The organism is Azospirillum sp. UENF 111221 (genome assembly GCF_058780625.1).
Genome location: NZ_JBSNCH010000001.1, coordinates 218,964 through 242,255, shown reverse-complemented (window position 1 = coordinate 242,255; position 23,292 = coordinate 218,964). Strand labels below are relative to the sequence as shown.

Annotated in this window: 13 protein-coding genes and 2 pseudogenes; 9 read left to right on the top strand and 6 right to left on the bottom strand. The window is 69.0% G+C overall.

The genetic code is table 11. The features are described from left to right. Window positions 1–151 precede the first annotated feature (151 nt). Complete coding sequence (locus ACWPN3_RS01020; protein WP_492242270.1) at window positions 152–586, top strand: efflux RND transporter periplasmic adaptor subunit; 435 nt, start codon at window positions 152–154, stop codon at window positions 584–586. A 62-nt stretch (window positions 587–648) separates the two neighbouring features. Here the strand turns inward: ACWPN3_RS01020 and ACWPN3_RS01015 are convergent, their stop codons facing one another. From ACWPN3_RS01015 to ACWPN3_RS01000, 4 genes are all read right to left on the bottom strand, one after another. Then, window positions 649–891, bottom strand: coding sequence for a hypothetical protein (locus ACWPN3_RS01015; protein WP_492261002.1), 243 nt, complete (start codon window positions 889–891; stop codon window positions 649–651). Between the two features lies 1 nt (window position 892). After that, the gene (locus ACWPN3_RS01010) at window positions 893–1,441 is read right to left on the bottom strand and encodes a hypothetical protein (protein ID WP_492261001.1); all 549 of its coding nucleotides are present in this window, start codon (window positions 1,439–1,441) and stop codon (window positions 893–895) included. Window positions 1,442–1,511: 70 nt separating this feature from the next. Then, window positions 1,512–1,946, bottom strand: a complete 435-nt coding sequence (locus ACWPN3_RS01005; protein ID WP_109446809.1) for a hypothetical protein — start codon at window positions 1,944–1,946, stop codon at window positions 1,512–1,514. Window positions 1,947–2,093: 147 nt separating this feature from the next. Then, on the bottom strand, window positions 2,094–2,795 hold the full coding sequence (locus tag ACWPN3_RS01000; RefSeq protein WP_199237589.1) for a calcium-binding protein: 702 nt from the start codon (window positions 2,793–2,795) through the stop codon (window positions 2,094–2,096). A gap of 339 nt (window positions 2,796–3,134) precedes the next feature. Here ACWPN3_RS01000 and ACWPN3_RS00995 point away from each other — a divergent pair, with 339 nt between their 5' ends. From ACWPN3_RS00995 to ACWPN3_RS00985, 3 genes and pseudogenes are all read left to right on the top strand, one after another. After that, on the top strand, window positions 3,135–4,229 hold the full coding sequence (locus ACWPN3_RS00995) for a hypothetical protein (protein WP_492242272.1): 1,095 nt from the start codon (window positions 3,135–3,137) through the stop codon (window positions 4,227–4,229). Window positions 4,230–4,273: 44 nt separating this feature from the next. Then, a complete protein-coding gene (locus ACWPN3_RS00990; protein ID WP_492242273.1) occupies window positions 4,274–6,067 on the top strand; it encodes a type I secretion system permease/ATPase in 1,794 nt (597 codons plus the stop codon). Further along, window positions 6,064–7,242: pseudogene (locus ACWPN3_RS00985) on the top strand (HlyD family type I secretion periplasmic adaptor subunit); the annotation flags it as partial. The gene ACWPN3_RS00990 and the pseudogene ACWPN3_RS00985, both read left to right, overlap by 4 nt. A 457-nt stretch (window positions 7,243–7,699) precedes the next feature. On the opposite strand, the gene ACWPN3_RS00980 reads toward ACWPN3_RS00985, so the two are convergent. Both ACWPN3_RS00980 and ACWPN3_RS00975 read right to left on the bottom strand, forming a co-directional pair. Next, the gene (locus ACWPN3_RS00980; RefSeq protein ID WP_158285388.1) at window positions 7,700–8,389 is read right to left on the bottom strand and encodes a response regulator transcription factor; all 690 of its coding nucleotides are present in this window, start codon (window positions 8,387–8,389) and stop codon (window positions 7,700–7,702) included. A gap of 19 nt (window positions 8,390–8,408) precedes the next feature. Beyond that, window positions 8,409–10,838, bottom strand: a complete 2,430-nt coding sequence (locus ACWPN3_RS00975) for a sensor histidine kinase (protein WP_492242275.1) — start codon at window positions 10,836–10,838, stop codon at window positions 8,409–8,411. Window positions 10,839–11,782: 944 nt separating this feature from the next. On the opposite strand from ACWPN3_RS00975, the pseudogene ACWPN3_RS00970 reads away from it, so the two are divergent. The 5 genes and pseudogenes from ACWPN3_RS00970 to ACWPN3_RS00950 form a co-directional block, all read left to right on the top strand. Then, a pseudogene (locus ACWPN3_RS00970) lies at window positions 11,783–15,648 on the top strand (beta strand repeat-containing protein); the annotation flags it as partial. Next, complete coding sequence (locus ACWPN3_RS00965) at window positions 15,646–17,400, top strand: hypothetical protein (protein WP_492261126.1); 1,755 nt, start codon at window positions 15,646–15,648, stop codon at window positions 17,398–17,400. The pseudogene ACWPN3_RS00970 and the gene ACWPN3_RS00965, both read left to right, overlap by 3 nt. Then, on the top strand, window positions 17,397–19,163 hold the full coding sequence (locus ACWPN3_RS00960; RefSeq protein WP_492261000.1) for a ShlB/FhaC/HecB family hemolysin secretion/activation protein: 1,767 nt from the start codon (window positions 17,397–17,399) through the stop codon (window positions 19,161–19,163). The genes ACWPN3_RS00965 and ACWPN3_RS00960 overlap by 4 nt, the downstream gene beginning before the upstream one ends. Before the next feature lie 21 nt (window positions 19,164–19,184). Beyond that, a complete protein-coding gene (locus tag ACWPN3_RS00955) occupies window positions 19,185–21,059 on the top strand; it encodes a tetratricopeptide repeat protein (protein ID WP_492242279.1) in 1,875 nt (624 codons plus the stop codon). Then, the gene (locus ACWPN3_RS00950) at window positions 21,056–23,125 is read left to right on the top strand and encodes an O-linked N-acetylglucosamine transferase, SPINDLY family protein (protein ID WP_492242280.1); all 2,070 of its coding nucleotides are present in this window, start codon (window positions 21,056–21,058) and stop codon (window positions 23,123–23,125) included. Before ACWPN3_RS00955 ends, ACWPN3_RS00950 begins: the two co-directional genes overlap by 4 nt. Window positions 23,126–23,292 lie beyond the last annotated feature (167 nt).

Genomic DNA, 23,292 nt, shown 5'->3' with positions numbered 1-23,292 from the left:
ACGGTGGCGGCGCCGGTATCCGGGCTGGTGTTGAAGCCGCCGGCAACCGCCCAGACGGGCGCCACCGCCGTGGAGACCGGCAGCAGCGTGACTGGAAACCGAGATTCTGCTTCTGATCGCCGAACTGGAAAGCGTGGCGGTAACGGCGCGCGTGGACGAGATGGACGTCAACCGCCTGCGCGTCGGCCAGCCGGTGACGGTGACCGGCGACGCTTTTCCAGGCGGCCCGCTGCATGGGCGCCTCGCCTGGGTCGCGCATCAGGCGACGCCGGCGGAGAACGGGGCGCCGGGCGCGTCTTTCGCCCTGCGGGTGGAATTGCCGTCGCTGACGGAGGAGCAGCGCACGCCCGTGCGCATCGGCATGTCGGCCGCCCTGTCGATCACCCTGCACGACAACCCGGCCGGCATCGTCCTGCCGCCCGAAGCGGTGCGGCGCACCGCCGCAGGACCCGCGGTGCTTCGGCGCGATCCGGCGAGCGGTGCCGAGGAGGAGGTTCCCGTCACCCTCGGCGAGGCGACGCCGGCCGGTGTGGAAATCCGCGACGGCGTGCGGGTGGGCGACAGGGTCGTGGTCGCGCCGCCCTGAGCGGCTTTCCTGCGGCCTGCCCTGCCCAGTCCCGTCACGGCTTTTCCGTCACACCCCTTCCGTCACACCTTGCTGTCAAGCAGGGACCCCTGTTTGGTCGAGGCGCGGTGGGCCTGGTCGATCTGCGTTTCGAGGCCCTTCGCCCAGGGCTGGCTCTTCAGGCTTTCCAGACTGTCGATGCGGCCTTCGCTCCGCTCGCGGGCGGGGTCGCCTTTTGCCGCGCTCAACGCGGCCTTGATGACCTTGACCAGCGGATTGTCGCTGTCCAGGTTCTCAACCGGCTGCCCGTCCCGTTCCGCAAGCATTTCATGGCTCTGCTGCATCGACGCGCGGGACATGGCCCAGTTCACCGATTGCTTTTCCTCGTCGCTGACCGAGTTCGAGGAATTTGGCCCCGGCTTTCATCGCGTTCGCAAGATTTCCCTGGAAGGCGGCGATGCTGGCGGGATTGGCCGAATCGATGCCCTGCGCCTGCTCCACCTGCTTTCCCATCAGGAAGTCGGCCGCGCCCTGCTCGTCCTTGCTGAACTGGCCGCCCGCATTGCTGGCGACGGCATAGAGCGCGCGACGGTCCATGCCCTGGAAGGCGGCTTCCCAGTCCTTGCCGGACGTGTGCATGTCCATGGCCTTGCCGCGCTGCTGGTAAACGGCATCGAGCGCGGCACGGGCGTCCTTGGCGACGGTGGCGAAGTCCTTCTTCACCGCGCTCCCCCCGGCGGTGGCGGAGGCAGTGGCGGTGGCGGTGGCGGTGGCGGCCCCGCCGTCCGCCGTCGCGTTCGCGCGCGCGTCCGCAGAGACCTTCGCGCTTTTAACCGTGACGGCGGTGCTTGCCACGCTCTGGCCGGAGATCATCATCGCAACATCCCTCCTTGGAAAAGAGAGGCGTCCGGCCGCCACGCGATGCGGCCGGACGCCCGGGCTACGATCAGTTCACGTTCAGCGTCACGGCCCAGTCGCCGTTCGAGCTGACGCTGGTGATGGTGTAGGTGCAGGTGATCCCGCTGCCGCTGGCGGTCGTGTTGACCGTCGGGTAATTCCACGGGCCGGTCAGCGAGCTGCGGAGCCGCGTGGCGACGAAGCGGCAGGAACGGCCATTGTCGGCCCGCTGATAGGTGACGCTGCACCCGTTCGACGTCAGCGAGCTTGTGGCCGTGCGGGTGGCGAACGAACCGGCCAGGATCGAGGACGGCCAGGACTGATTGAGGGTGCCGACGCAGCTGCTGGTCTGGTAGGTCAAGGACACGGCGGTGTTGTCCTTCAGCGTGAGCGTCGCGGCGGACTGCGCCGAAGCCGCGCCGGCCCCCAGCGAGACGAACGACGCGACCGCAAAGCCGACGGCACCCTTGAGAATGGCGTTCATTTTTGAATCCTTTTTGCCTTTGCGGCGGCCTGTCCGGCAGATCGTTCCTGCGGCAGGCAAGCCTTGAGAATGTTTTGAAGCGGCCATCGCACCGATGACCGCCAATGGACCGAAGTCAGCGGCGAAATGCTTCGTCAGCGCGCAAGGTCAAAGATTCTGCGTGACACTGTTGAACCAGTAAGTGGTTCCGCCAACGTAGAGATACTCCACGCGCCCGGCGCCCGGCGCCGTCCCGCTCCAGTAATTGTCGATGTAAACGAACTCGCTGACGGCGCTGTCCCCCACCCGCTGGACGACGAGATCATTGGAATCGTTGCTGGAGCTGTAATAGGTCGCCCGATGGAACTCCAGGCCGGAGATGTTCGTGACCCCGCCGATGTTCAGAGTGTCGTACTCCCCTGAACTGTCGGAAATGTAATCCTGTCCATCGGCGTTGAAGGTGAACAGATAGGTGTCGTTGTAAGCCCCACCGTACAAGGTGTCGCTTCCGGCCCCGCCGGCCAGGACATCCTGTCCCAGCGCATCCCCGCCGTCGCCGTAGATCAGGTCGTTTCCGGCACCGCCATAGAGAGTATCGTTGTTGTTGCCGCCGACGAGCGTGTCGTTTCCGGCCTCCCCCACCAGCAGATCGTTTTCATTGTTGCCGTAAAGAAGGTCGTCCCCGGTTCCGCCATAGATGGTGTCGTTTCCGCTCCACCCATACAGCGTGTCATTTCCATCGTCGCCGGAGATGAGATCTGCGCTGGTCGTTCCAAGCAGATCGTCATTACCGGCACCGCCATAGAGCGTCGTCTCATCCGGGAGAGCATCGTGAACATCGTTCCCGGGACCGCCAAACCACGTCGTCATTGGATGCCTTTCCGGTAGTAAAATTTCTTGCATTTGCACACGCCGCGATGTCGTGGCGGTGGTAACGCTTATAAATTACGTCCAAAGGGTTGTATATAGAGATTTTTAATCAACTTAGTTTGGTTTCAAATCTTTTCCCGCGTTTTCATGCGGAAGATTGCATGGTTACAAGGGTTTCACTGAAAATTCCTTAGAATTCTAACGATTAGAATTCTATTCTCTTTCTCCTACTCTTTTGACCTGACGCTATTTGATTATGAACCATGGAATTTTAACATTTCGCTAATAATCTTGTGAAAGGAATCTGGCCGGAGAGAATATCAACCGGAGGACGGGGAAATGACCATGTCTATCGATCATATCGGGCGATCCCCCGCACCGTTGTCTTCGGCAGGTGGAACCCGGCGCGCTGCGGACTCGGCGCCCTCCACCACCCCATCCTCCGTTTCGGCCGGCACCGGCACCCCGACCGGCGACAGCGTGTCCGTGGGGAAGCTCGCCAAGGCGCTCAAAGGTCCCGCGGCCGATGCCTTCCAGTATCTGGACCCGAAGGCCCGCGGGATGCTGGAAGGGCTGGTGACCTCGGGCAAGATGAGTGCCGACGAGGTCGTCGACGGCCTGAACCATCTTGCCAAGACGGCAGGGTTCGACCTCTTCATGACGCAATCCCCGGCGACGGCAGGCGAAGCGCAGGCGGGTCAGAAAATGGCGGACCTGAGCCGTCAGGTGGGCGAGCGGGGACAGGCCGGCGACCGCGCGCTTGCCGCCATGTCCGCTCTCGACCAGGCCCACGGCAAGGGCCAGGTCTCGGACGCGGACTATGCCGTGCAGGTCAGGCAGGCGGGCAAGGCGTTCGAGGCCTCCCAGGCGAAATACGCCGACAGCGGGAACGCCCTCGAAGAGATGGGGCAAAGCATGGGCTTCGTCATTTCGAGCCGGCGGGACCGGTATGCCGACCAGCAGGGCGCGGATCAGCTGCCGACCGACGACACCCAGTCGAAGGAATTCAAGGCTTACGACAAGCTGACGTCGATGGGTTTCGACGCGTCGGTCTACCAGTCCGCCTTTACCCGCTATGCCGCCGGGGCCGAACCGGCCGCGTCCGCGAAAGCGACCTCCCAGGCCGCCCACAACTCCGCCCCCCAGGCCACTTCGCAACCCGATGCGCCGCCGACGCCCGCAACCGCCGCAGCCACAGCCGAACCGCGCCCCGCCGCCGACCGCTCCAACGCCGCGGCGGCCCTGTCGATGCTGCAATCGGCGCTCACCGCCCGTTCGGCGTCGCAGCAGGCCAGCCCGTTCAACGGCTCGGCGTCGGCCGACGCCGGGTCGGCGACCGGTGCGGCCGAAAGCATGCTCCAGGCCCTGAAGACGGGCACCAACACTGCGGCGGCTTCGCAGAAGGCCGCCCCCCGCGACCCTCAGGATGGCTGAGCGTGCGACAGCCGCCATGTTCCGGCCCTCCGGATGGCGTCGACGTGACGGACACGGCTGGCCTTCTGTCCCGTTGCCGGGCCCCCTTGGTCTGGGCAACGGGATTCAGCCTGCTGATCAACATCCTGATGCTGGCCTCGTCACTCTACATGATGCAGGTCTACGACCGTGTGCTGCCCTCCGGCAGCCTGCCGACATTGCTGTTCCTGTCGCTGATCACCGCCGGCGCCCTTGCCCTACTGAGCGCGCTCGATTTCTTGCGGGCCCGTCTGCTGGGCACGCTCGGCGATTGGCTGGAACGCCGCCTCGCCCCACCGGTCCTGGACCGCATGGTCGAGGCGGCGTTGCTCGGGCGGCGGGACGGGACAGCGATGCTGAAGGATCTCGGCACGCTGCACAGCGTTCTCGGCAACGGCGCCGCCTTCCTGTTCGATGTTCCGTGGGTCCCGGTCTACCTCGCGCTGATCTACGCGCTCCACCCGGTGCTGGGGCATCTGGCGGTGGCCTCCGCCCTGCTGCTGTTCGCCCTGGCGCTGGTCAACGACCGGGTCACCCGCACCTGCCTGCGCGACGCGACGGTTGCCAGCAACCGCGCGGTCGCCACCGCCGAGGCCGCCTTGCGCAATGCCGAGGTGGTCGATGCCATGCATCTGCTGCCCGGGCTCGCCCGCCGCTGGGGCCGCGACCACAGCCTTGCCCTCGATGCGCAGGACCGCGCCCATCGCCGCGGTGCGGTCTTGCTCAACGTCACCAAGTTCGTGCGCCAGCTTGTGCAGGTGGTCCTGCTCGGCACCGGGGCTTGGCTGGTGGTGCGCCACGAGATGGGCGCCGGCTCCATGATGGCCTCCTCCCTGGTGGTCGGGCGCGCCCTGTCCCCGGTCGAGCAGGCCATCGGCGGCTGGCGGCAGGTCAGCGCCGGGCGGGACGCCTGGCGGCGCCTGTCCGCCGCCTTCCTGCGGCCACGGCGGCGCGTGCCCGGACTGCCCTTGCCAAAGCCGGTCGGACAGCTCACCGTGCGCAACGTCGCCTTCCGCATCGGCGGAGGAGAACAGGGCGGGGAACCGGGTGGCGCGACGCCGGGGCGGGCCGTGCTGCACAACATCTCGTTCGACGCGCGGCCGGGAGAAGCCCTGGCGGTCATCGGGCCGTCGGCTGCCGGCAAATCCACGCTGGCGCGCCTGCTGGTCGGATTGCACCCGCCGCTTGCCGGGGTGGTGCGGCTCGACGGGGCGGACCTGTTCCAGTGGCGGCGCGACGACGTCGGCCGGCACATCGGCTATCTGCCGCAGGACGTGGAGCTGTTCGCCGGCAGCGTGGCGGAGAACATCGCCCGGATGGGCGACCCCGATCCCCGGGCCGTGGTGGAGGCTGCGACCCAGGCCGACTGCCACGCCATGATCCTGCGCCTGCCGCAGGGATACGACACCCAGGTCGGCGACGGCGGCGCCTTCCTGTCCGGCGGCCAGCGCCAGCGGGTGGCGCTGGCCCGCGCGCTGTACGGCGCTCCGAAGCTGGTGGTGCTGGACGAGCCGAACGCCAGTCTGGACGCCGAGGGCGAGCAGGCGTTGAACCGCGCAATCACTGCCCTGAAGGACCGTGGGGCCTGCGTGGTCGTCATCGGCCACCGCCCCGGCACGCTGGCCCAGGTCGACCGCATCCTGGCCTTGCGCGATGGCCGGATCGAAGCATTCGGCCCGCGCGCCGAGGTTCTGGACGCTCTGAAACGCCGGACGATGCATCCGGTGGCGGCCCGGCCGGCGCTACCGGACGCTGCGGGCGACCGGATTGGACCTCCTGCGGCACCGGTGCCGAAACTGCACAGCGTGGAGCCAGAATGACCGGGGATCCCTTGGCGCGCCCGCCGGTCGGGCGCCTTGTCGCCGCAGGGCTGGCACTCTCGCTGGCGGGCTTCGGCGGCTTCTGTGCCTGGGCGGCCCTCACGCCGCTTGCCAGCGCCGCGGTCGCGTCCGGAACGATCACCGCGGACAGCAACCGCAAGGCCGTGCAGCATCTGGACGGCGGCGTCATTGCGGCGATCCTGGTGCGGGACGGCGACCGGGTCAACGCCGGACAGCCCCTGATCCGCTTCGACGATCTGGAGGCCCGGTCCACCGCGACGCTGCTGGATGGGCAACTCTGCTCCCTGCTGACCCAGGAAGCCCGCCTGCTGGCCGAGCGCGACGGTGCCCTGTCGCTTGCGCCGATCCCGCTCCTGGCGCAACGCCTTGGCGCCGGCGATCCGGCGGTGGCGGAGATCGTCGCCGGACAGGAACGCATCTTCACCAGCCGCAAAGCCAGCCTGGATGGGCGCATCCTGATGACCCGGCAGCGCATCGCGCAGCTGGAGGCACAGATCGCCGGTTTGGAGGACCAGCGCCGGGCCGGGCTCAGGCAGCTGGCCCTGATCCGGGAAGAGACCGAGGCCGTCGCCGACATGGTCAACAAGGGGCTGGAGCGCAAGCCGCGCCTGCTCGCCCTGATGCGGCAGGCGGTCGATCTGGAAGGCGGACAGGGCGACCTCGCGAACCGCATTGCCCAAGCGCGCGAGGGCATCGCCCAGGCCGAGCAGGAGATCCTCACCCTGCGCGACGACCGGCAGAGCGAGGTGGCGGCGGAGTTGCGCGACGTGCAGATCCGTCGTGCCGAGACGGAGGAAAAACTGTCGGCCGCCCGCATCCGCCTGGACCGGCGCGATCTGCTTGCACCGGAGGCCGGCACGGTGATGGCCTTGCGCCGCTTCGCGTCCGGGGCGGTCGTGTCGCCGGGGGAGACGGTGCTGGACCTGGTGCCGCTGGATGACCGCCTGGTGGTCGACGCCCGCATCAGCCCGACGGACATCGACGTGGTCCATACCGGGCTGCCCGCCAAGGTGGTGTTAAGCGCGTTCAAGAGCCGCACGACACCGCAGCTGGACGGCACGGTGTTCCGCGTCTCTGCCGACGCGGTGACGGACGAGCGGACCGGACAGCCCTATTATCAGGCCCGCGTCGCCGTCGATCCCGGCCAGCTCGACCGTCTCCCCGGAAATCCGTCTGCTGCCGGGGATGCCGGTGGAAACCCTGATCGTCACCGGGGAGCGCACACTGCTGCACTACCTCGTGCAGCCCATCGAGGACGGCTTCCGGAAAGCGTTCCGCGAAGAATAGGGAGACAGTCCCGGTTTCCCGGACAGATTTGCGGCTGGAACAAGCTTGGCTCTGGTTCCGGTTATGCCGCAAATCCGATCTGTGAGATGGTCCCCGTTTTCCGGTTCTCCCGCACTTTGCGTGGATCAGGCTGCAAGGGGGACGCGACGGCGCAGCGGATCGAAGCTGGCGCGTCCGTACATCTGACGCTTGATCAGCTTCAGCTTGTTGACCTGCCCCTCCGCCTGCCCGCTGCTCCAGGGCAGGGTGAGCGCCGCTTTGACGGCTGCCTCGTCCTGACGCCGGCGGCGAGGGTGAACCGGAAATGGGGACCCGCTCGCTTCCTCAAGGTGCGACAGGTGCGGCGAAGGCATAGCCACGAGACCGCAAGGTCCGTACCGGCAGGCTTTCCCCGGCCTCGCCCTCCACCTTCCGGCGCAGCCGGTGAATCAGCAGGTCGATGCTGCGGTCGTCCACCATCAGACGCTCGGCCAGCACGCGCCGCTGGATCACCTGCTCGGGGAACTCGAAGAAGGGCGCCAGAAGCTTGACCTCGGCGTCGCTGAGGGCGACCGCCTTTCCGCCCGGCGTCATCAGACGCCAGTGCGTTGCTTCCAAACGCCATGGGCGCTGGGCAAGCGCGGCGGGGCCGGCCGGACCGCGGCGACGACGCACCACCGAGCCGATGGCAGCCTCCAGTTCGCGCATGTCCAGCGGCTTGACCAGATAAATGTCGGCTCCGGCATTCAGGCCCAGAATGCGGTCCTCGACACGACCGCGCGCCGTGATCATCACCACGCCGAGTTCGGGTTCGCCGGGCCGGACACCGGCAGCCAACCGTTGGGCGATCGATACGCCGTCCTCCTCCGGCAGGCCGAGATCGAGCAGGATCAGGTCGGGACGACGCTCGGCGATGGCCCGATCCATCGCCCGGCCGCAATCGGCAGCGCGCACGGTCATGCCGCGGGCCTGGAGATAGGAGACAATCTCCTCGCTCAGATCCGCATGATCTTCGACAACCAGCACGTCCAGCATCGCCGCGGGCCCTCCAGTCTCAGCCATTTCCGTTCTTCGCCCTCTCCGGGATGCTTCCCCAGCCGAATCCGTCATCGCCATCCGCCGGCAGGTCTTCCAGGACGTTCAGCCGGATCGTGAACAGCGTCCCCCCGTCCGGCCGGTTCCGCATGCCGACAGTGCCGCCATGGGCCGACACGATATGGCGGACCAGATGCAGCCCCAGCCCCGCTCCCGGAATACGTGCGGAGCCGGCTCCCCGGTAATATTTCTCGAAAATGCGCTCACGCTCGCCCTCCGGAATGCCCGGCCCCCGGTCGGCGATGCAGAATACGGTCTCGTGCCCCTCCCGCCGCAGCCCGACCTCGATCACGCTGGCCGGGCCGGAATATTTCACCGCGTTCTCGATCAGGTTGGCCAGCGCCATGCCCAGAAGCGGTTCGTCACCGGTCAGGTCCGGCACGTCGTCGAGCCTCACGGCGAAGGTGTGATGCGGAGACGCCCCTTCGGCCGCCTCTACGATCCGGCGGAGCAGAGCTGCCGGATCGAACCGGTTGGAGCGCAGCATCAGGCCCGCCCCCTCGATACGGTCGTCCAGCAGGCAGGCGTCGATCATGCCGTTCATATGGCGCACCGACCGTTCGATCCGCTGCACACGCTGTACGGTGGCCTCGTCCCCGGCCGTCAGCGCCATGTTCTGGGCAGCGGTGCTGATCACCGCCAGCGGCGTCCGGAACTCGTGGCTGATCATGGCGAGGAATTGGCGCTGGGCCTCGCGGGCGGCCCGTTCCAACGCGACGGAGGCGTCGGCCATCTCCTTCGCCTTTGTCAGCTCCTGTTCGAGCTGCTTGCGGCTGGTGATGTCGTTGACGGCGAGCAGCCGGGCCGGCTGGCCCTGGTAGTCCAGCGGCACCATCGATGCCAGCGCCCAGAACCGGATGCCGGCCGCGTCCAGCATCTCGATCTCGGCGTTCTCCACCCGCCCGTCGCGCTCCAGCAGGGTCAGCAGCCGGTCGCGGTCGGCGGGATCGTGATAGAGATCGCTGCCCCCCAGCGACTCCCGCGCGCGCCGGTTGGCATAGAGGGGAGTCACGCGGGTTCTGTGGCTGATGACGATGGCGAGCGGCACCGCCTCCAGGGTCCGGCGAAGCTGCGCTTCGCGATCCTGCAACGCCATGTTGGCGTGATCGAGCGCCGCCGTGCGCTGCGTCACCCGGTCCGCCAGTTCGGCCTCGTTGCGGCGCAGGGCGACCACCAGGGCACGTTGGGCGTTGTCCTTCTCCACCCGCAGCAGACGCAACTGCGCCGCCATCATCGCCCCGAACAGCAGCATTTCGGCCATGGGCGCGTAGACCGGCAGGAAGTAGGTCGATTCCACCCACGGCACGATGCCGGCATTGCGCAGCGCCGTCACCACGTTGCCGGCCGCGAGCACCGTCCAGCCGGCAATCATGTAACGCGCGGCCCGGTGCCCGCCGGCCAGCCAGGACTGGATGCTGGCGGCAAGACCCGTCACCAGGATCAGCAGCGCAAGGTTGCGCGGGCGCAGGATCACGTCCGGCTCCAGGTCGCCCTCGATGAACAGATCGTAGACCGCGAGCATCAGGACACCGAACAGGATCGGCGTCGCCAGGATCGGGGCGATCCACCGGACATCGCGGCGCATCGGCAGCGCCGCGAACAGGAACCCGATGCCGAACGCTCCCGAGACGACCAGCCAGACGAAGGGATTGTTGTCACCGGGCAGCACGTGCCGCCCCCACAGCAGCCTGTCCAGGCCGGTCATCGCCAGGATGTGTCCGGCGGCCGCAAGAGCCGAAACGCCGTAGAACGCCAGCGCCACGCTGGTCAGCGCCACCGCCAGCGCCAGGGCGACGACCCCCAGCAGCACGACGATGGTGATCAGCGCCGTATGCATCAGGTTCTCGACCTGCTCGGTCCGCATCAGGGCGCCAGGACGCCAGAGATCGAGCGGGACGGCCATCGAGCCGCTGGTCACCCCCCGGAACCACAGGGTGTGGTGCCCCGCCGGCAGATCGATGAAGGCCGCATTGCGGCGGACCGGCAGCGACTGCGGAACGCGGTCGCCCAGGACCGCGACCGGGTCCGGCGACACGCTCCAGGAGGCCCACACCTCCATCCGGTCGAAGTTGGGCACCGCCAGGGTGAGGATGCGGCGCCCGGCGGCCGCGGGAAGAACCTCGATCTCGGTCCGCAGCCACAAGGCGTCGCGGGTGATTCCGAGGCTATAGTCCTGGGACAGGCGGGAAGACGGCGTGAACGAGCCTGCCTCGCCTCCCCGCAGGTCATCGATCGACAGTCGCCGACCCGGATCGCGCCGCATGGAAAAATCCGACAGCTCCACACGGTCCCGGCCGTCGACCAGCACGGGTTCCGCCCGCACTATGGTGGTGGCCAGGCTCAGGCACAGGGCGATGAGGCTGCACGCCGCGATCCAATGCCGTTTCACGCGCCGCACATCCCGATCCACGAGTTTCTCTCCCGCCATCCGGCGGCGAAAGCCTCACGCCGCCGATGAGCGGCCTTCCGTTTCGCCTCCATAAGGATCCGCTTTCGACCTTCAAGGATGACCGGACTTCTGGCTTCCATCGGCACCATACAGGCTAGCCGCCAGCCGGAAAATGAAAGATTGTGAAACATAAAAGCAGGATGAAATATTAGGGCGGTCTTATCGCCCGTCTCCAACAAAAAGAATTCCGGCGTCGGCAAGCTCGAAAGCCCGATCTGGAAAAAGCTCAGGCCACTCCGCTTCGAGACAATTACTGGTAGCTGCCGCCTTTTGAAATAACTGCCGCCAGGAAGCGCTCATTTCGAGAGGCATGGGTGGTGTTCCTGGAAGCCACCGCCTCGAATCGGCTGCCGCAACGCTTCATTGAACACGCCATCCTCGGAAGAGGAGCGGTGCTGCAATCCCTCGCACGCAACCGTGACATTCGTCAGCCGAAGCACAGCCGCGTCGAACGAATCGAACGCAGAGCAAGAAACATAATTTCTTTCAACTAATTGGATGATGAAACCTTCTGAAAGGAAGTGAAAGATAGTGAAAGATAACGAAAAGCCAACTGTTCAAGAGGTTGCAATTCGTTTCATTTACCGACTCACAGGCATTGAGCGAATTCTATAAGATAGCAGAATGAGGTAATTACTTTGAGACAGGGCGGCAGTCCCACGTGATGTTCGTCCGGAACCCGACCGGATCGGCGGCACGGGAACCACTGCGGGCGAAGGTTCGACGATGGAACATGGTGATGAGCAACCATTAGGTTGCACCCCCTAAAGGACCGCCATGGTCTGGCACGCCGCGCCGGGGTTCCGGGCCTGTCCCGAACCTCCGGCAAAGCCTTCATATCCCTCAAGTCAACCGGCAAATCTTCCTGGAACAAGGTGCGTGCGATGCGTTACGGATCCCTGCGGGTGCTGCTGTTCTCCACGGTCGCCATCCTCCCCACCAGCGCCGTCCTGGCGCAGACCGCGCCGATGCTGCCGGTGGAGGGCGCCTTCGTGGCGGGGCGCGGCGGCATCAGCCGCTCCGGCGCCACCATGACCGTCGACCAGACGACCGCGCGCGGCATCATCGAGTGGAAGGACTTCTCGATCGGCCAGGGCGCCACCGTCCAGGTCAACAACGGCGCGGGCGCCACGCTGAACCGGGTGACCGGCGGCAACCTGTCGCAGATCCTGGGCACGCTGAAGGCGACCGGCTCGCTCTACCTGATCAACCCGCAGGGCGTGGTGATCGGCGACAGCGGCGTGGTGGTGACCGGCGGCAGCTTCGTCGCCTCCACCATGGACGTGCTGAACGAGCATTTCATGGCCGGCGGCAGCCTGGTGTTCCGGGGCGACAGCAACGCGACGGTCACCAACCTGGGCAAGATCAGCTCGACCGGCGGCGACGTGGTCCTGATCGCGCGTGAGGTGGTGAATTCCGGCAGGATCAGCGCGCCGAAGGGAACGGCGGCGCTGGCGTCGGGGACCGAGGTGCTGCTCAGCGAGAGCGGGGCCGACGGCGAGCGGGTCCTGGTGCGGGTCGGGACGGCCGGCGGCAAAGTCGAAACGTCGGGGATGATCGAGGCGGCGACGGCGGAGCTGAAGGCGGCCGGCGGCAACGTCTATGCGCTGGCCGGCAACAATGGCGGGCTGGTCCGCGCCACCGGGGTGGAGACGCGCGGTGGCCGGGTGGTGCTGTCGGCGGCGGGCGGCAACGTCACGACGGCGGGCACGGTGGAGGCGAAGACGGCGGCCGGCGACGGCGGGACCGTCAGCGTGGCGGCCACCGCCGTCACCACCGGCACCGGGGCCGGAGCCGTGAAGACGGGCGGGCTGGCGATGCACACCGGCACGCTGTCGGCCAACGGCCGCCGCGGCGGTTCGGTGACGGTGAAGGCCGAGCGGGTGTCGAACCAGGGCCGGCTGTCGGCCGACGGCACCGCCGGCAAGGGCGGCAGCGTCGCGGTTGAATTCGGCAAGACCTACATCGCGCCGTCGAATTCGACGCTGTCGGCACGCGGCGCGACCGACGGCGGGCAGGTGTCGGTGACGGGCGCGCAGGCGGACTCGACGCTGTTCACCTCGGGCCGGCACGATGCGACGGGCGGTCAAACCGGCGGTGCGGTCGATCTGTTCGCCGGCGCCGTCACGATGGTGGACGCGTCGGCCGACGCGTCGGGCGGCGGCAAGGGCGGGTCGATCCGGGTCGGCGGCGACTATCAGGGGTCGGGCGCGATGCTGAAGGCGGGCTCCACCCGCATCAGCCCGACCACCAGCCTGCGCGCCGACGCGACGGGCGCTGCCGGCGACGGCGGCCGGATCATCGTGTGGTCGGAGACGCGGACCGATTATTACGGCGCCGCGTCGGCCAAGGCCGGCCTGAATGGCGGGGACGGCGGCCTGATCGAGGTGTCGTCGCACGACACATTGACCTTCGCCGGGACCGGCGACGCCTCGGCGGCGGCCGGGCGCGCCGGCTCGCTGCTGCTCGATCCCAAGAACATCGTGATCGACAGCACCGCCAACGGCTACCCGCAGTTCCAGCTCAACGACCCCAATCCGGCGGCCGGCAACAAGTTCGGCGCCGTGGTCAAGGCGCTGTCGACCGGCAACATCGTCGTCAGCGCGTCGCAGGACGATTTCGCGGCGACCGACGCCGGGGCGGTCTATCTGTTCAACGGCCTGACCGGGGCGCTGATCTCCACCCTGACCGGTGCCTACAGCAACGACAGGATCGGACAGAATCCCTCCGACATAACCCTGCTCGCCAACGGCAATTTCCTCCTCAACAATCCCTATTGGAACAACGGGACGATCACCAACGCCGGGTTCATCACCTGGGGCAGCGGCGTGACGGGGGTCAGCGGCGTCATCTCCGCCGCCAACAGCCTAGTCGGCACCGCCGCCGACGACTCGATCGGTTCGAGCTGGACCACGCTGTCCAACAGCAACTATCTGGTCGTGTCCTACAACTGGAGCAACGGCACCGCGACCGCCGCGGGTGCGGTGACCTGGGCCAACGGCAGCACCGGCATCACCGGTTCGGTGTCCGCCGCCAACAGCCTCGTCGGCACCGCCAGCGGCGATTACGTCGGGATCAGCTATATAACGCTGTCCAACGGCAACTACCTGGTCAAGTCCGCGTCTTGGGCAAACGGCACCGCGACCAGCGCGGGTGCGGTGACCTGGGGCAACGGCACGGCCGGCGTGACCGGCGCGGTGTCCGCCGCCAACAGCCTCGTCGGAACCACCGCCAACGATGCCGTCGGTTCGCTCATAAACACCCTGTCCAACGGCAATTACATCGTGATGTCCACGGGCTGGGCGAACGGCACGGCGGCCACGGCGGGTGCGGCGACCTGGGGCAGCGGCACCGCCGGCGTGACCGGCGTGGTGTCGGCCACCAACAGCCTGGTGGGAAGCTCCACCGGCGACAGGGTCGGGACCAACATGGTGCCCCTGACCAATGGAAACTACGTGATGATGGCCGGGAGCTGGCGCAATGGCACCGCGACCAGCGCGGGGGCGGTGACCTGGGGCAACGGCACGGCCGGCGTGAGCGGCGTGGTATCGGCCACAAACAGCTTGGTGGGAAGCTCCGCCGGCGACAAGGTCGGTTCGCTCATCACCCCGCTGTCCAACGGAAACTACGTCGTCGCCGCCTATGGTTGGAGCAACGGCACGATGACCTCGGCGGGCGCAGCAACCTGGAGCAGCGGCACGGCGGGCGTGACCGGCGTGGTGTCCGCCGCCAACAGCTTCGTCGGCACCAGTGCCGGCGATCAGATCGGCGAGGCGAAAGCCCTTGCGAACGGCAATTACCTGCTCATCAGCCGGTTCTGGAAGAGCGGCACGGCCACCAATGCCGGCGCGGTGACCTGGGCCAACGGATCGACGGGCATGACGGGAAGCGTCTCGTCCAGCAACAGCCTGGTGGGATCTTCCGCCAACGATAGTGTCGGGTCCAGCGTCTACACCCTGTCGAACGGCAATTATCTGGCAGGCTCCAGCAACTGGAATTACGGGACCGTGATGGCTGCCGGGGCGATCGCCTGGGGCAGCGGCACGGCCGGCGTCACCGGGGTCGTGTCCGCCAGCAACAGCCTGATCGGAACCAGCAGATTCGCCGGGGTGGGCGGACAGGCGACGCAGCTCGCCAATGGCGCCTACGTGCTGCAATCCACCGGCTGGTCGAACGGCACCGTGACCTATGTCGGGGCGGTCACCTGGGGCAGCGGCACCGCCGCCATGACCGGCACACTCTCGGCCGCCAACAGCCTGATCGGAACATCCGCCAACGACAAGGTCGGCGACGGCATCACCGTGCTGTCCAACGGCAATTATCTGGTCAAGAGCCTCTCCTGGAAGAACGGCACCGCGACCAGCGCAGGTGCTGTGACCTGGGGCAACGGATCGACCGGGGTGACCGGCACGGTGTCCAGCGCCAACAGCCTCGTCGGCACCTCCAGCGGCGATTTCCTCAACCTCATCCTCAACCCGCTGAGCAACGGCAATTACGTGGTCCGCGGCACCTTCTGGGACAACGGCACGGCGAGCAACGCCGGCTTCGTCACCTGGGGCAACGGCACGGCCGGCGTCACCGGCGCGGTGTCGGCCGCCAACAGCCTCGTCGGCACCTCCAGCGGCGATTATGTCGGTGCAAACCTGACCACATTGTCGAACGGCAATTACGTGATCCAGTCCACCAACTGGGCCAACGGCACCGCGAGCGGCGCGGGTGCGGCGACCTGGGCAGCGGCACGGCCGGGGTGAGCGGCACGATCAGCGCGGCCAACAGCCTCGTCGGCACCTCCGCCTATGACGGTGTCGGCTATCAGGTGACCACGCTCGCCAACGGAAATTACGCCGTCTCCAGCTATCAATGGGCCAACGGCACGGCGACGAGCGCGGGTGCTGTGACCTGGGGCAACGGGACGAGCGGCCTCTCCGGCACGATCTCGGAGGTCAACAGCATCATCGGCTCCCAAGCCAGCGCCTGGCTGGGGAGCGATAGCCCCATCGTCGCCGCCGACGGCTCCCTCATCATCTCGTCGCCCCGCGACGGGACCGGCGGCCGGGTCTATGTCATGCTGACGCCGTCGTCGATGGGATACGCCATGGCGGCCGGCCAGACGGTGACGCTGGCGCCCTCGCGCATCACCAGCGTGCTGAACACCGGGACGGCAGTGACGCTGCAGGCCAACAACGACATCACGATCAACAGCGCGATCACGGCGAACAACCCGTCGGGCAACGGCGGGGCGCTGACGCTCCAGGCCGGGCGCTCGATCCTGGTCAATGCCAACATCACCACCGACAACGGCACCCTGACGCTGATCGGCAACGACCTGACGGCCAATGGCGTCGTCGACTCCCAGCGCGACGCCGGCAACGCCGTCATCACCATGGCGAGCGGCACGGCGATCGACGCCGGCACCGGGGCCGTGTCGGTCGAGCTGCGCACGGGCGCCGGCAAGACAAACAGCGCGTCGGGCGACATCACGCTGGACACCGTCACCGGCGGCACGATCAGCGTCCTCAACCAGGGCCTGTCCGTCAACAGCGGGATCACGCTGAACGGCGGCACGCTCACGGCCTCGGGGACCGGCAACGCGCTGGTGCTGGCCGCCGACAACGGCGTCTTCAACAACAGCGGCTCGGCAACGCTCAGCACCGCCAGCGGCCGCTTCCTGATCTATTCCGCCGACCAGCCCACCACGACGCTGGGCGGCCTGACGCCGGGCGTCCTCACCGGCAAGACCTACGCGACCTACGCACCGGGCTCGGTCACCGAGACCGGCGACCAGATCCTCTACGGCAACGGCACGTCTTCGCCGCCCCCGCCGCCGCCTCCTCCCCCGCCGCCGCCTCCGGTATCTCCGCCGCCTCCGCCGGTGGTGGTTTCCCCTCCGGTGGTGGTCTCGCCGCCCGTCGTGGAGACGCCGGTCTCGCCCCCGGTGGTGGTCTCGCCGCCGCCCGTGGTGGTGACGCCGGTCTCGCCTCCGGTGGTGGTGTCTCCCCCCGTCGTGGTTTCCCCGCCGGTCGTGGTGGCGCCGCCCGTCACGCCCACCACGCCCGTCGTGGTCGCTCCGCCTCCGCCGGCTCCCGCCCCGGTTCCGCCGGCCCTGGTGCCGCAGACCACGGTCATCGGCGGCACGGCGTCCGGCACGGTCGGCAATGCCGGTTCGGGAAGCGTGGTCATGGCTCCGGTGACGTCCTTCGTCGCCCCGCCGCCGCCCGCCGCCCCGCCGCCGAACGGGCAACCGGCCGGCCGGGTCGAGGCGTCGGTCAGCGCCGGCGGCTTCCAGGTCGTCTACAGCCAGCCGGCCAACGCCCGGCCCGGCGCTGGCCCCGGCGCGGGAGGCGGATCGGCCTCCATCGCCGGCACGGACGGCACGGGCAATGCGCTCGCCACCGCCTCCAGCTTCTCCACCTTCCGCGCCGACGACAAGCCGGCCGTCGCCATCATCGACGGCGCCAGCGCGTCCACCGGCACCGCCGACGACAAGAAGACCGCCCCATGACCCGCCGTTCCGCCGCCACCCCCGTCTCCCTCTCCCTCGCCCTTCTGCTGGCGGCGGCCCCGGCAGCGGCCCAGGACTGGGAGCGGGTGGCGCCCAAGCAGCCGCCGGCCAACCCGCCGGCCGAGGCCCCGGCCCTGCCGGCCCCGGCACCGGCGGTCCCCGCCGGCGACAGCGTCGTCACCGCCGACCTGAAGGGCCTGCTCTTCGTCCCCGCCGGCTCCGACGTCCGGCGCGGCGGGAGCGACCGCCGCGGTGTCGCCGCCGCCGGCCTCGACATCCCCGACGACCCGGCCTTCCGCGCGGCGCTGGCCTCCCGTCTCGGCCGGCCGCTGACCCTGGACGGGCTCAACGACATCGTCCGCACCACGGTGCTGTGGTTCCGCGAGCACGACCGCCCGCTGGTCGACGTCGTCGTTCCCGAACAGGACGTCACCTCCGGCACCGTCCAGATCGTCGTCGTCGAGTTCCGGGTGGGCGCCGTCGCCGCCGAGGGCAACCGCTGGTTTTCCGACGACCTGCTGACCTCGCAGATCCGCACCCGTCCCGGCGAGCGGGTCCGCGCCTCCACCATGCTGGAGGACATCGACTGGCTGAACCGCAACCCCTTCCGCCACACCGACCTCGTCTACCAGCGAGGCGCCGAGCCCGGCACCACCGACGTGGTCCTGCGCACCGCCGACCGCTTCCCCGTCCGCGTCTTCGGCGGCTACGAGAACACCGGCACCGCCGCCACCGGCCGCGACCGCCTGTTCGCCGGCTTCAACTGGGGCAACGCTTTCTGGGCCGACCAGCAGATCTCCTACCAGATCTCGGCCAGCCCCGACCTGCTCGACCGCGGCCTGCGCGGGCCGGGCGGCGACCCGCGCTCCGTCACCCATGCCGGCAGCTGGTTCGTGCCGCTGCCCTGGCGCCACACGCTGACCGTCTTCGGCAGCTACACCGAGACCCACCCCGACCTCGGCAGCGGCTTCGACCAGACCGGTCGCTCCTCGCAGATCTCGGCCCGCTACGCGGTGCCGCTGCCCAACCTGGGAACGATCCGCCATGAGCTTCAGGGCGGCGTCGATTGGAAACGGTCGAACAACAACCTGGATTTCGGCGGCAGTTCGGTGTTCCGCAGCAGCACCGACATCGCCCAGGCGGTGCTGGCCTACAGCGCCTCGCGCCCCGACGAGTCCGGTGCGACGGCGCTCAACGCCAGCCTGTTCCACAGCCCCGGCGGCATCGGCGACCGCAACAGCGACAGGGTGTTCCGCACCAGCCGGGCCGGGGCGGACGCGCGCTACAGCTACGCCCGGCTGGGGGTTGACCGGCTGACCCGGCTGCCGGCCGACCTCTCCTGGCTGGTGCGGGGGCAGGCGCAGCTGTCGAGCGGCAACCTGCTGCCGTCGGAACAGCTGAGCCTGGGCGGCAACGCCAGCGTGCGCGGCTATGCGGAGTCCGAGGTGCTGGGCGACCAGGGGCTGCTGCTGTCGACCGAGCTGCGCTCTCCGGAGACGAGCCTGGCGCGGCTGTTCGGCGAGCGCGACCTTGGCGACAGCCTGCAGGGATTGGTTTTCGCCGATTACGGCGTGGCGTCGCAGCGCCACCGCCAGGCCGGGGACGACCGGCACACGGTTGTGCTGGGGGTGGGGCCCGGGCTCCGCTACAGCCTGCCGCCCTACGTGACGCTGAAGCTCGACTGGGGTTTCCAGCTCCGCCAGACCAACATGGGGGAGAACCGCTTCGGCCGCCCCCATCTCGGCCTGTCCATCGCCTACTGAGCCTTCCCGCGGAGCGACAGCATGTCCGGCACGCCGATCCCGCCCCCGTCCCCGCAAACGCAGACGCTGCGCATCGAGGAGGCGGTCGCCCTGGCCGCGGCCCATCACCGGGAAGGCCGGCTGGAGGAGGCGCTCGCCCTCTACGGACCGGTGCAGGCGGCCCGTCCGGCCGATCCGGAGGTGAACGCCCTGCTCGGCACCGTCCTGGCGCAGCTGGGCCGGCTGGAGGAGGCGCTCGCCTTCCTGGCGCAGGCGGAGCGGCTGGCTCCCGGCAATCCGGAGACGGTGAACAATCTGGCGATGGCGCTGGAGCAGGCCGGCCGGACCCGGGAGGCTGCCGACGGCTGGAACCGCCTCGGCAGCCTGTTCTACACCGCGCGACGCTACGAGGACGCGCTCGGCATCTTCGGCAAGGCGCTGGTCCTGGTTCCCGGTCATCTGGGGGCCAACGCCAATCTGGGCGCGACGCTTCAGGCGCTGGGCCGCCACGCCGAAGCGGTGGAGCGGCTGGGCGCCCTGCTGGAGGGGAACCCCGACGAGGCCGAGGCGCACAACAATCTGGGCAACGCCCAGATGGGAGCCGGCGATCTGGAGGCAGCCATCGCCAGCTACCGCCGGGCCATCGCCCTGCGGCTCGATTACTTCGAAGCCTACAGCAACCTCGGCCTCGCCCTGGCGATGCAGCGTCCGCCCGCGACCGGGGAGCACGGACCTGACGGGGGTGAGGCCGGAGACGACGCATCGCCTGTCCCGTCCAGCCAGGACGTGGCCGGCGCGCTGGTCAATCTCGGCAATGCCCGCGGCAGCCTGGACCCGGCGCTGAGCGTGCGGAGCTGCTACGAGAAGGCGCTGGAACTGCGCCCGGACTTCCCGGCCGCCCACTGGAACCTCGCTTTGTGCCTGTTGCTGCAAGGCGATTTCGCCCGGGGCTGGGCGGAGTACGAATGGCGCTGGCGCTGGGAGGGCTTCGGCGAGCAGGTCCGGCCCTTCGCCCAGCCGGTGTGGCAGGGCGAAGGGCCGCTGGCCGTCGGCGGTCCGCTGCTGGTCACCGCCGAGCAGGGGTTCGGCGACACGCTGCAATTCGTGCGCTACCTCCCCCTGCTGGTGGAGCGCGGCTTCACGGTGGTCTTCGAGGCGCAACTGCCGCTTTTCACCCTGCTGTGGCACAGCCTGGGCCGCTTCGGGGTGCGGGTGGTGCCGCGAGCCGACAGCCCGGCCCGCGTCCACGACGACCTACCCTTCGCCCGCCATGTGCCGCTGCTGAGCCTGCCCGCCCGCTTCGGCACGACGCTGACGACCATCCCCGACGCCCTTCCCTACCTGTTCGCCGAACCGACCCGGCAGGCGCTGTGGGCCGACCGTCTGGCCGCCGCCGCCGGCCCGCGGCGCAAGGTCGGGCTGGTGTGGAAGGGCCGTCCCGCCCATGCCCGCGACCGCGAGCGGTCGATGCCGGCCGCCGCCCTCGCCCCGCTGCTCGCCCTGCCGGACATCCAGTTCTTCGCCCTGCAGAAGGCCGATGCCCTGACGGGCGGCATCGGGCCTGGAGACGGGCCGGGAGGCGAGGCGGAAGCCCTGCCGGCCGGCATCGTACCGCTGGACGGGCTGCTGCATGATTTCGCCGAGACTGCGGCCGCGGTGGCGACACTCGATCTCGTCATCACCGTCGACACCGCCGTCGCGCATCTGGCCGGCGCGCTGGGACGGCCGGTCTGGCTGCTGCTGCCTTTCAGCCCGGACTGGCGCTGGCTGCTCGACCGTGACGACAGCCCCTGGTACCCGTCCATGACCCTGTTCCGCCAGAGACGGGCCGGCGACTGGGAGGAGATGGTGGCGGCGGTGGCCGCGCGGCTCGCGGCATTCGTCGAAAACGGGCAGACGAAGAGAACCGGCGCATGACGGCGGACAGGTTGGCGGACAAGCTGGCGGAGGCCGGCGACGCCCTGGCCAAGGGCGATCTGGCCCGCGCACAGGCCCTCGCCGAATCCTTGCTCGCCGATGCGTCCGGCCACCCCGAGGCGCTGTTCATCCTGGCCAGCGCCACCGCGATGGCCGGGGCGGCGGCCGAGGCGGTGCCGCTGTTCCGCCGCAGCATCGAGGCCGGCGGGGCGACGCCGGAGCGGCTCTACAACCTCGCGCTGGCGCTGCACCAGAGCGGCGCGCTCGCCGAGGCCGAGCGGAGCTTCTTCGCCGCCATCCTGCGCGCGCCACGCTTCGCCGAGGCCTATCACGGGCTTGGGGTGACGCTGGCGGCGCGCGGCGATGGCGAGGACGCCGCCGCCGCCTTCCGCCGGGCGGTGGAGGAGCGGCCCGACTGGATCGACGCCCGCCTCAACCTCGCCGCCGTGCTCTCCAACCACCGCCAGCCGCAGGCGGCCTTCGAGGTCTACCGCGACCTGTCGGCCCGACAGCCGCAGAACGGACATTTCCTCTTCCTGGCCGGGACCGCCGCGCTCAGCGCCGATTTCCTGGAGGAGGCCGACCGGCTGCTGCGCCAAGCCCTGCTGCGCGCCCCCCGCGACGCGGGCGTCCTGAACAATCTGGGTCTGGTCCTGGGACGGCTGGGCAGGGTCGGCGAGGCGGTGCACAGCTTCCGGCAGGCAGTCGCCATCAGGAGCGATTACGTTGAGGCATGGTTCGGTCTGGCCGCGGCGCTGGAGGCACAGGGGGATGCCGACGAGGCGCTGGAGGCTTATCGCAAGGTGGCGGAGCTGCGCCCCGACGATCCCGGCGCCGACAGCAACCGGCTGATGGCGCTGAACTACCGCGAACCGCTGGCGCCGGCCGAGCTGTGCGCCGCCCACCGGCGCTGGGGCGAACGGTTCGAGCGCGCACTGTCTCCCCTGCCGGCGCCGGTACCACGCCCGCTGGACGGCCGGCGGCTGCGCATCGGCTACGTCTCGCCGGATTTCCGGCTGCATTCGGTGGCGATGTTCCTGCTGCCCCTGCTGGAGGCGCATGACCGGACACGGGTCGAGCTGTTCGCCTATTCGAACGTCGAGATGCCGGACGTGATCACCGACCATGTCCGGCGGTCGGTCGACGGCTGGCGCGACATCCAGGCCGCATCGGACGCCGCGGTGGGGGAGCGGATTCGGGCCGACGGGATCGACGTGCTGGTCGACCTGACCGGACATACCGCCCGCAACCGGCTGGGTGTCTTTGCCCTTCGACCGGCACCGGTGCAGATCTCGTGGCTCGGCTATCCGGCGACCACCGGGCTGCCGGCGATCGGCGCCCGTTTCACCGACGCCGTCGCCGATCCGCCGGGCGAGGCTGACCGTCACCACGCCGAGCGTCTTGTCCGGCTGGACGGCGGCTTCCTGTGCTATCGCCCGCTGGGGCCGACCCCCGATCCGGCGCCGCCGCCCTGCCTGGAGGCCGGGTTCGTCACCTTCGGGTCCTTCAACACGCTGAACAAGGTGAATCCCCCCGTCGCGGCGCTGTGGGCACGGGTGCTGCACGCGGTGCCGGACAGCCGGCTGGTGCTGAAGGCCGGGCCGCTGATCGACGCTGCGGTGCGCAAGCGGGTGCGCGGGCTGTTCACCGCCCACGGCATCGCCGCCGACCGGATCGAACTGCTGGCGCGGGTCCCCGACAATGACGGGCACCTGAAGGCCTACGGCCGGATGGACATCGCGCTCGACCCCTTTCCCTACAACGGGACGACGACGAGTTGCGAGGCGCTGTGGATGGGCGTGCCGCTGCTGACCCTGCGGGGCGACCGTCACGCCGCCCGCGTCGGCGCCTCGCTGCTGACGGCACTGGGCCGGCCGGACCTGATCGCCGCCGACCCCGAGGACTACATCCGGAAGGCCGCAGCGCTCGCCGCCGACCGGGAAGGGCTGGCGGCCCAGCGCAAGGGCTTGCGTCCGCTGATGCGCACCTCCCGCCTGTGCGACGCCGCCGCCTTCGCGCGGGAATTCGAGCGCCAGTGCTTCGCCTTGGCGCAAGTGGCGGAATAGGCGGGGCTTCCGGTCGCGCTCCCCTCCGGACGCGGCGGGCGGTGGCTCAGGATCGGGCGGAGGGTTTCCGGGATCGGATGGCCGATCAGTCGATATTGCCGATTGAACACCATCGTCGAGCGGACGAAGGAGCATCTCCTCGCCATCCTTCAAATCGCCTTCATCTC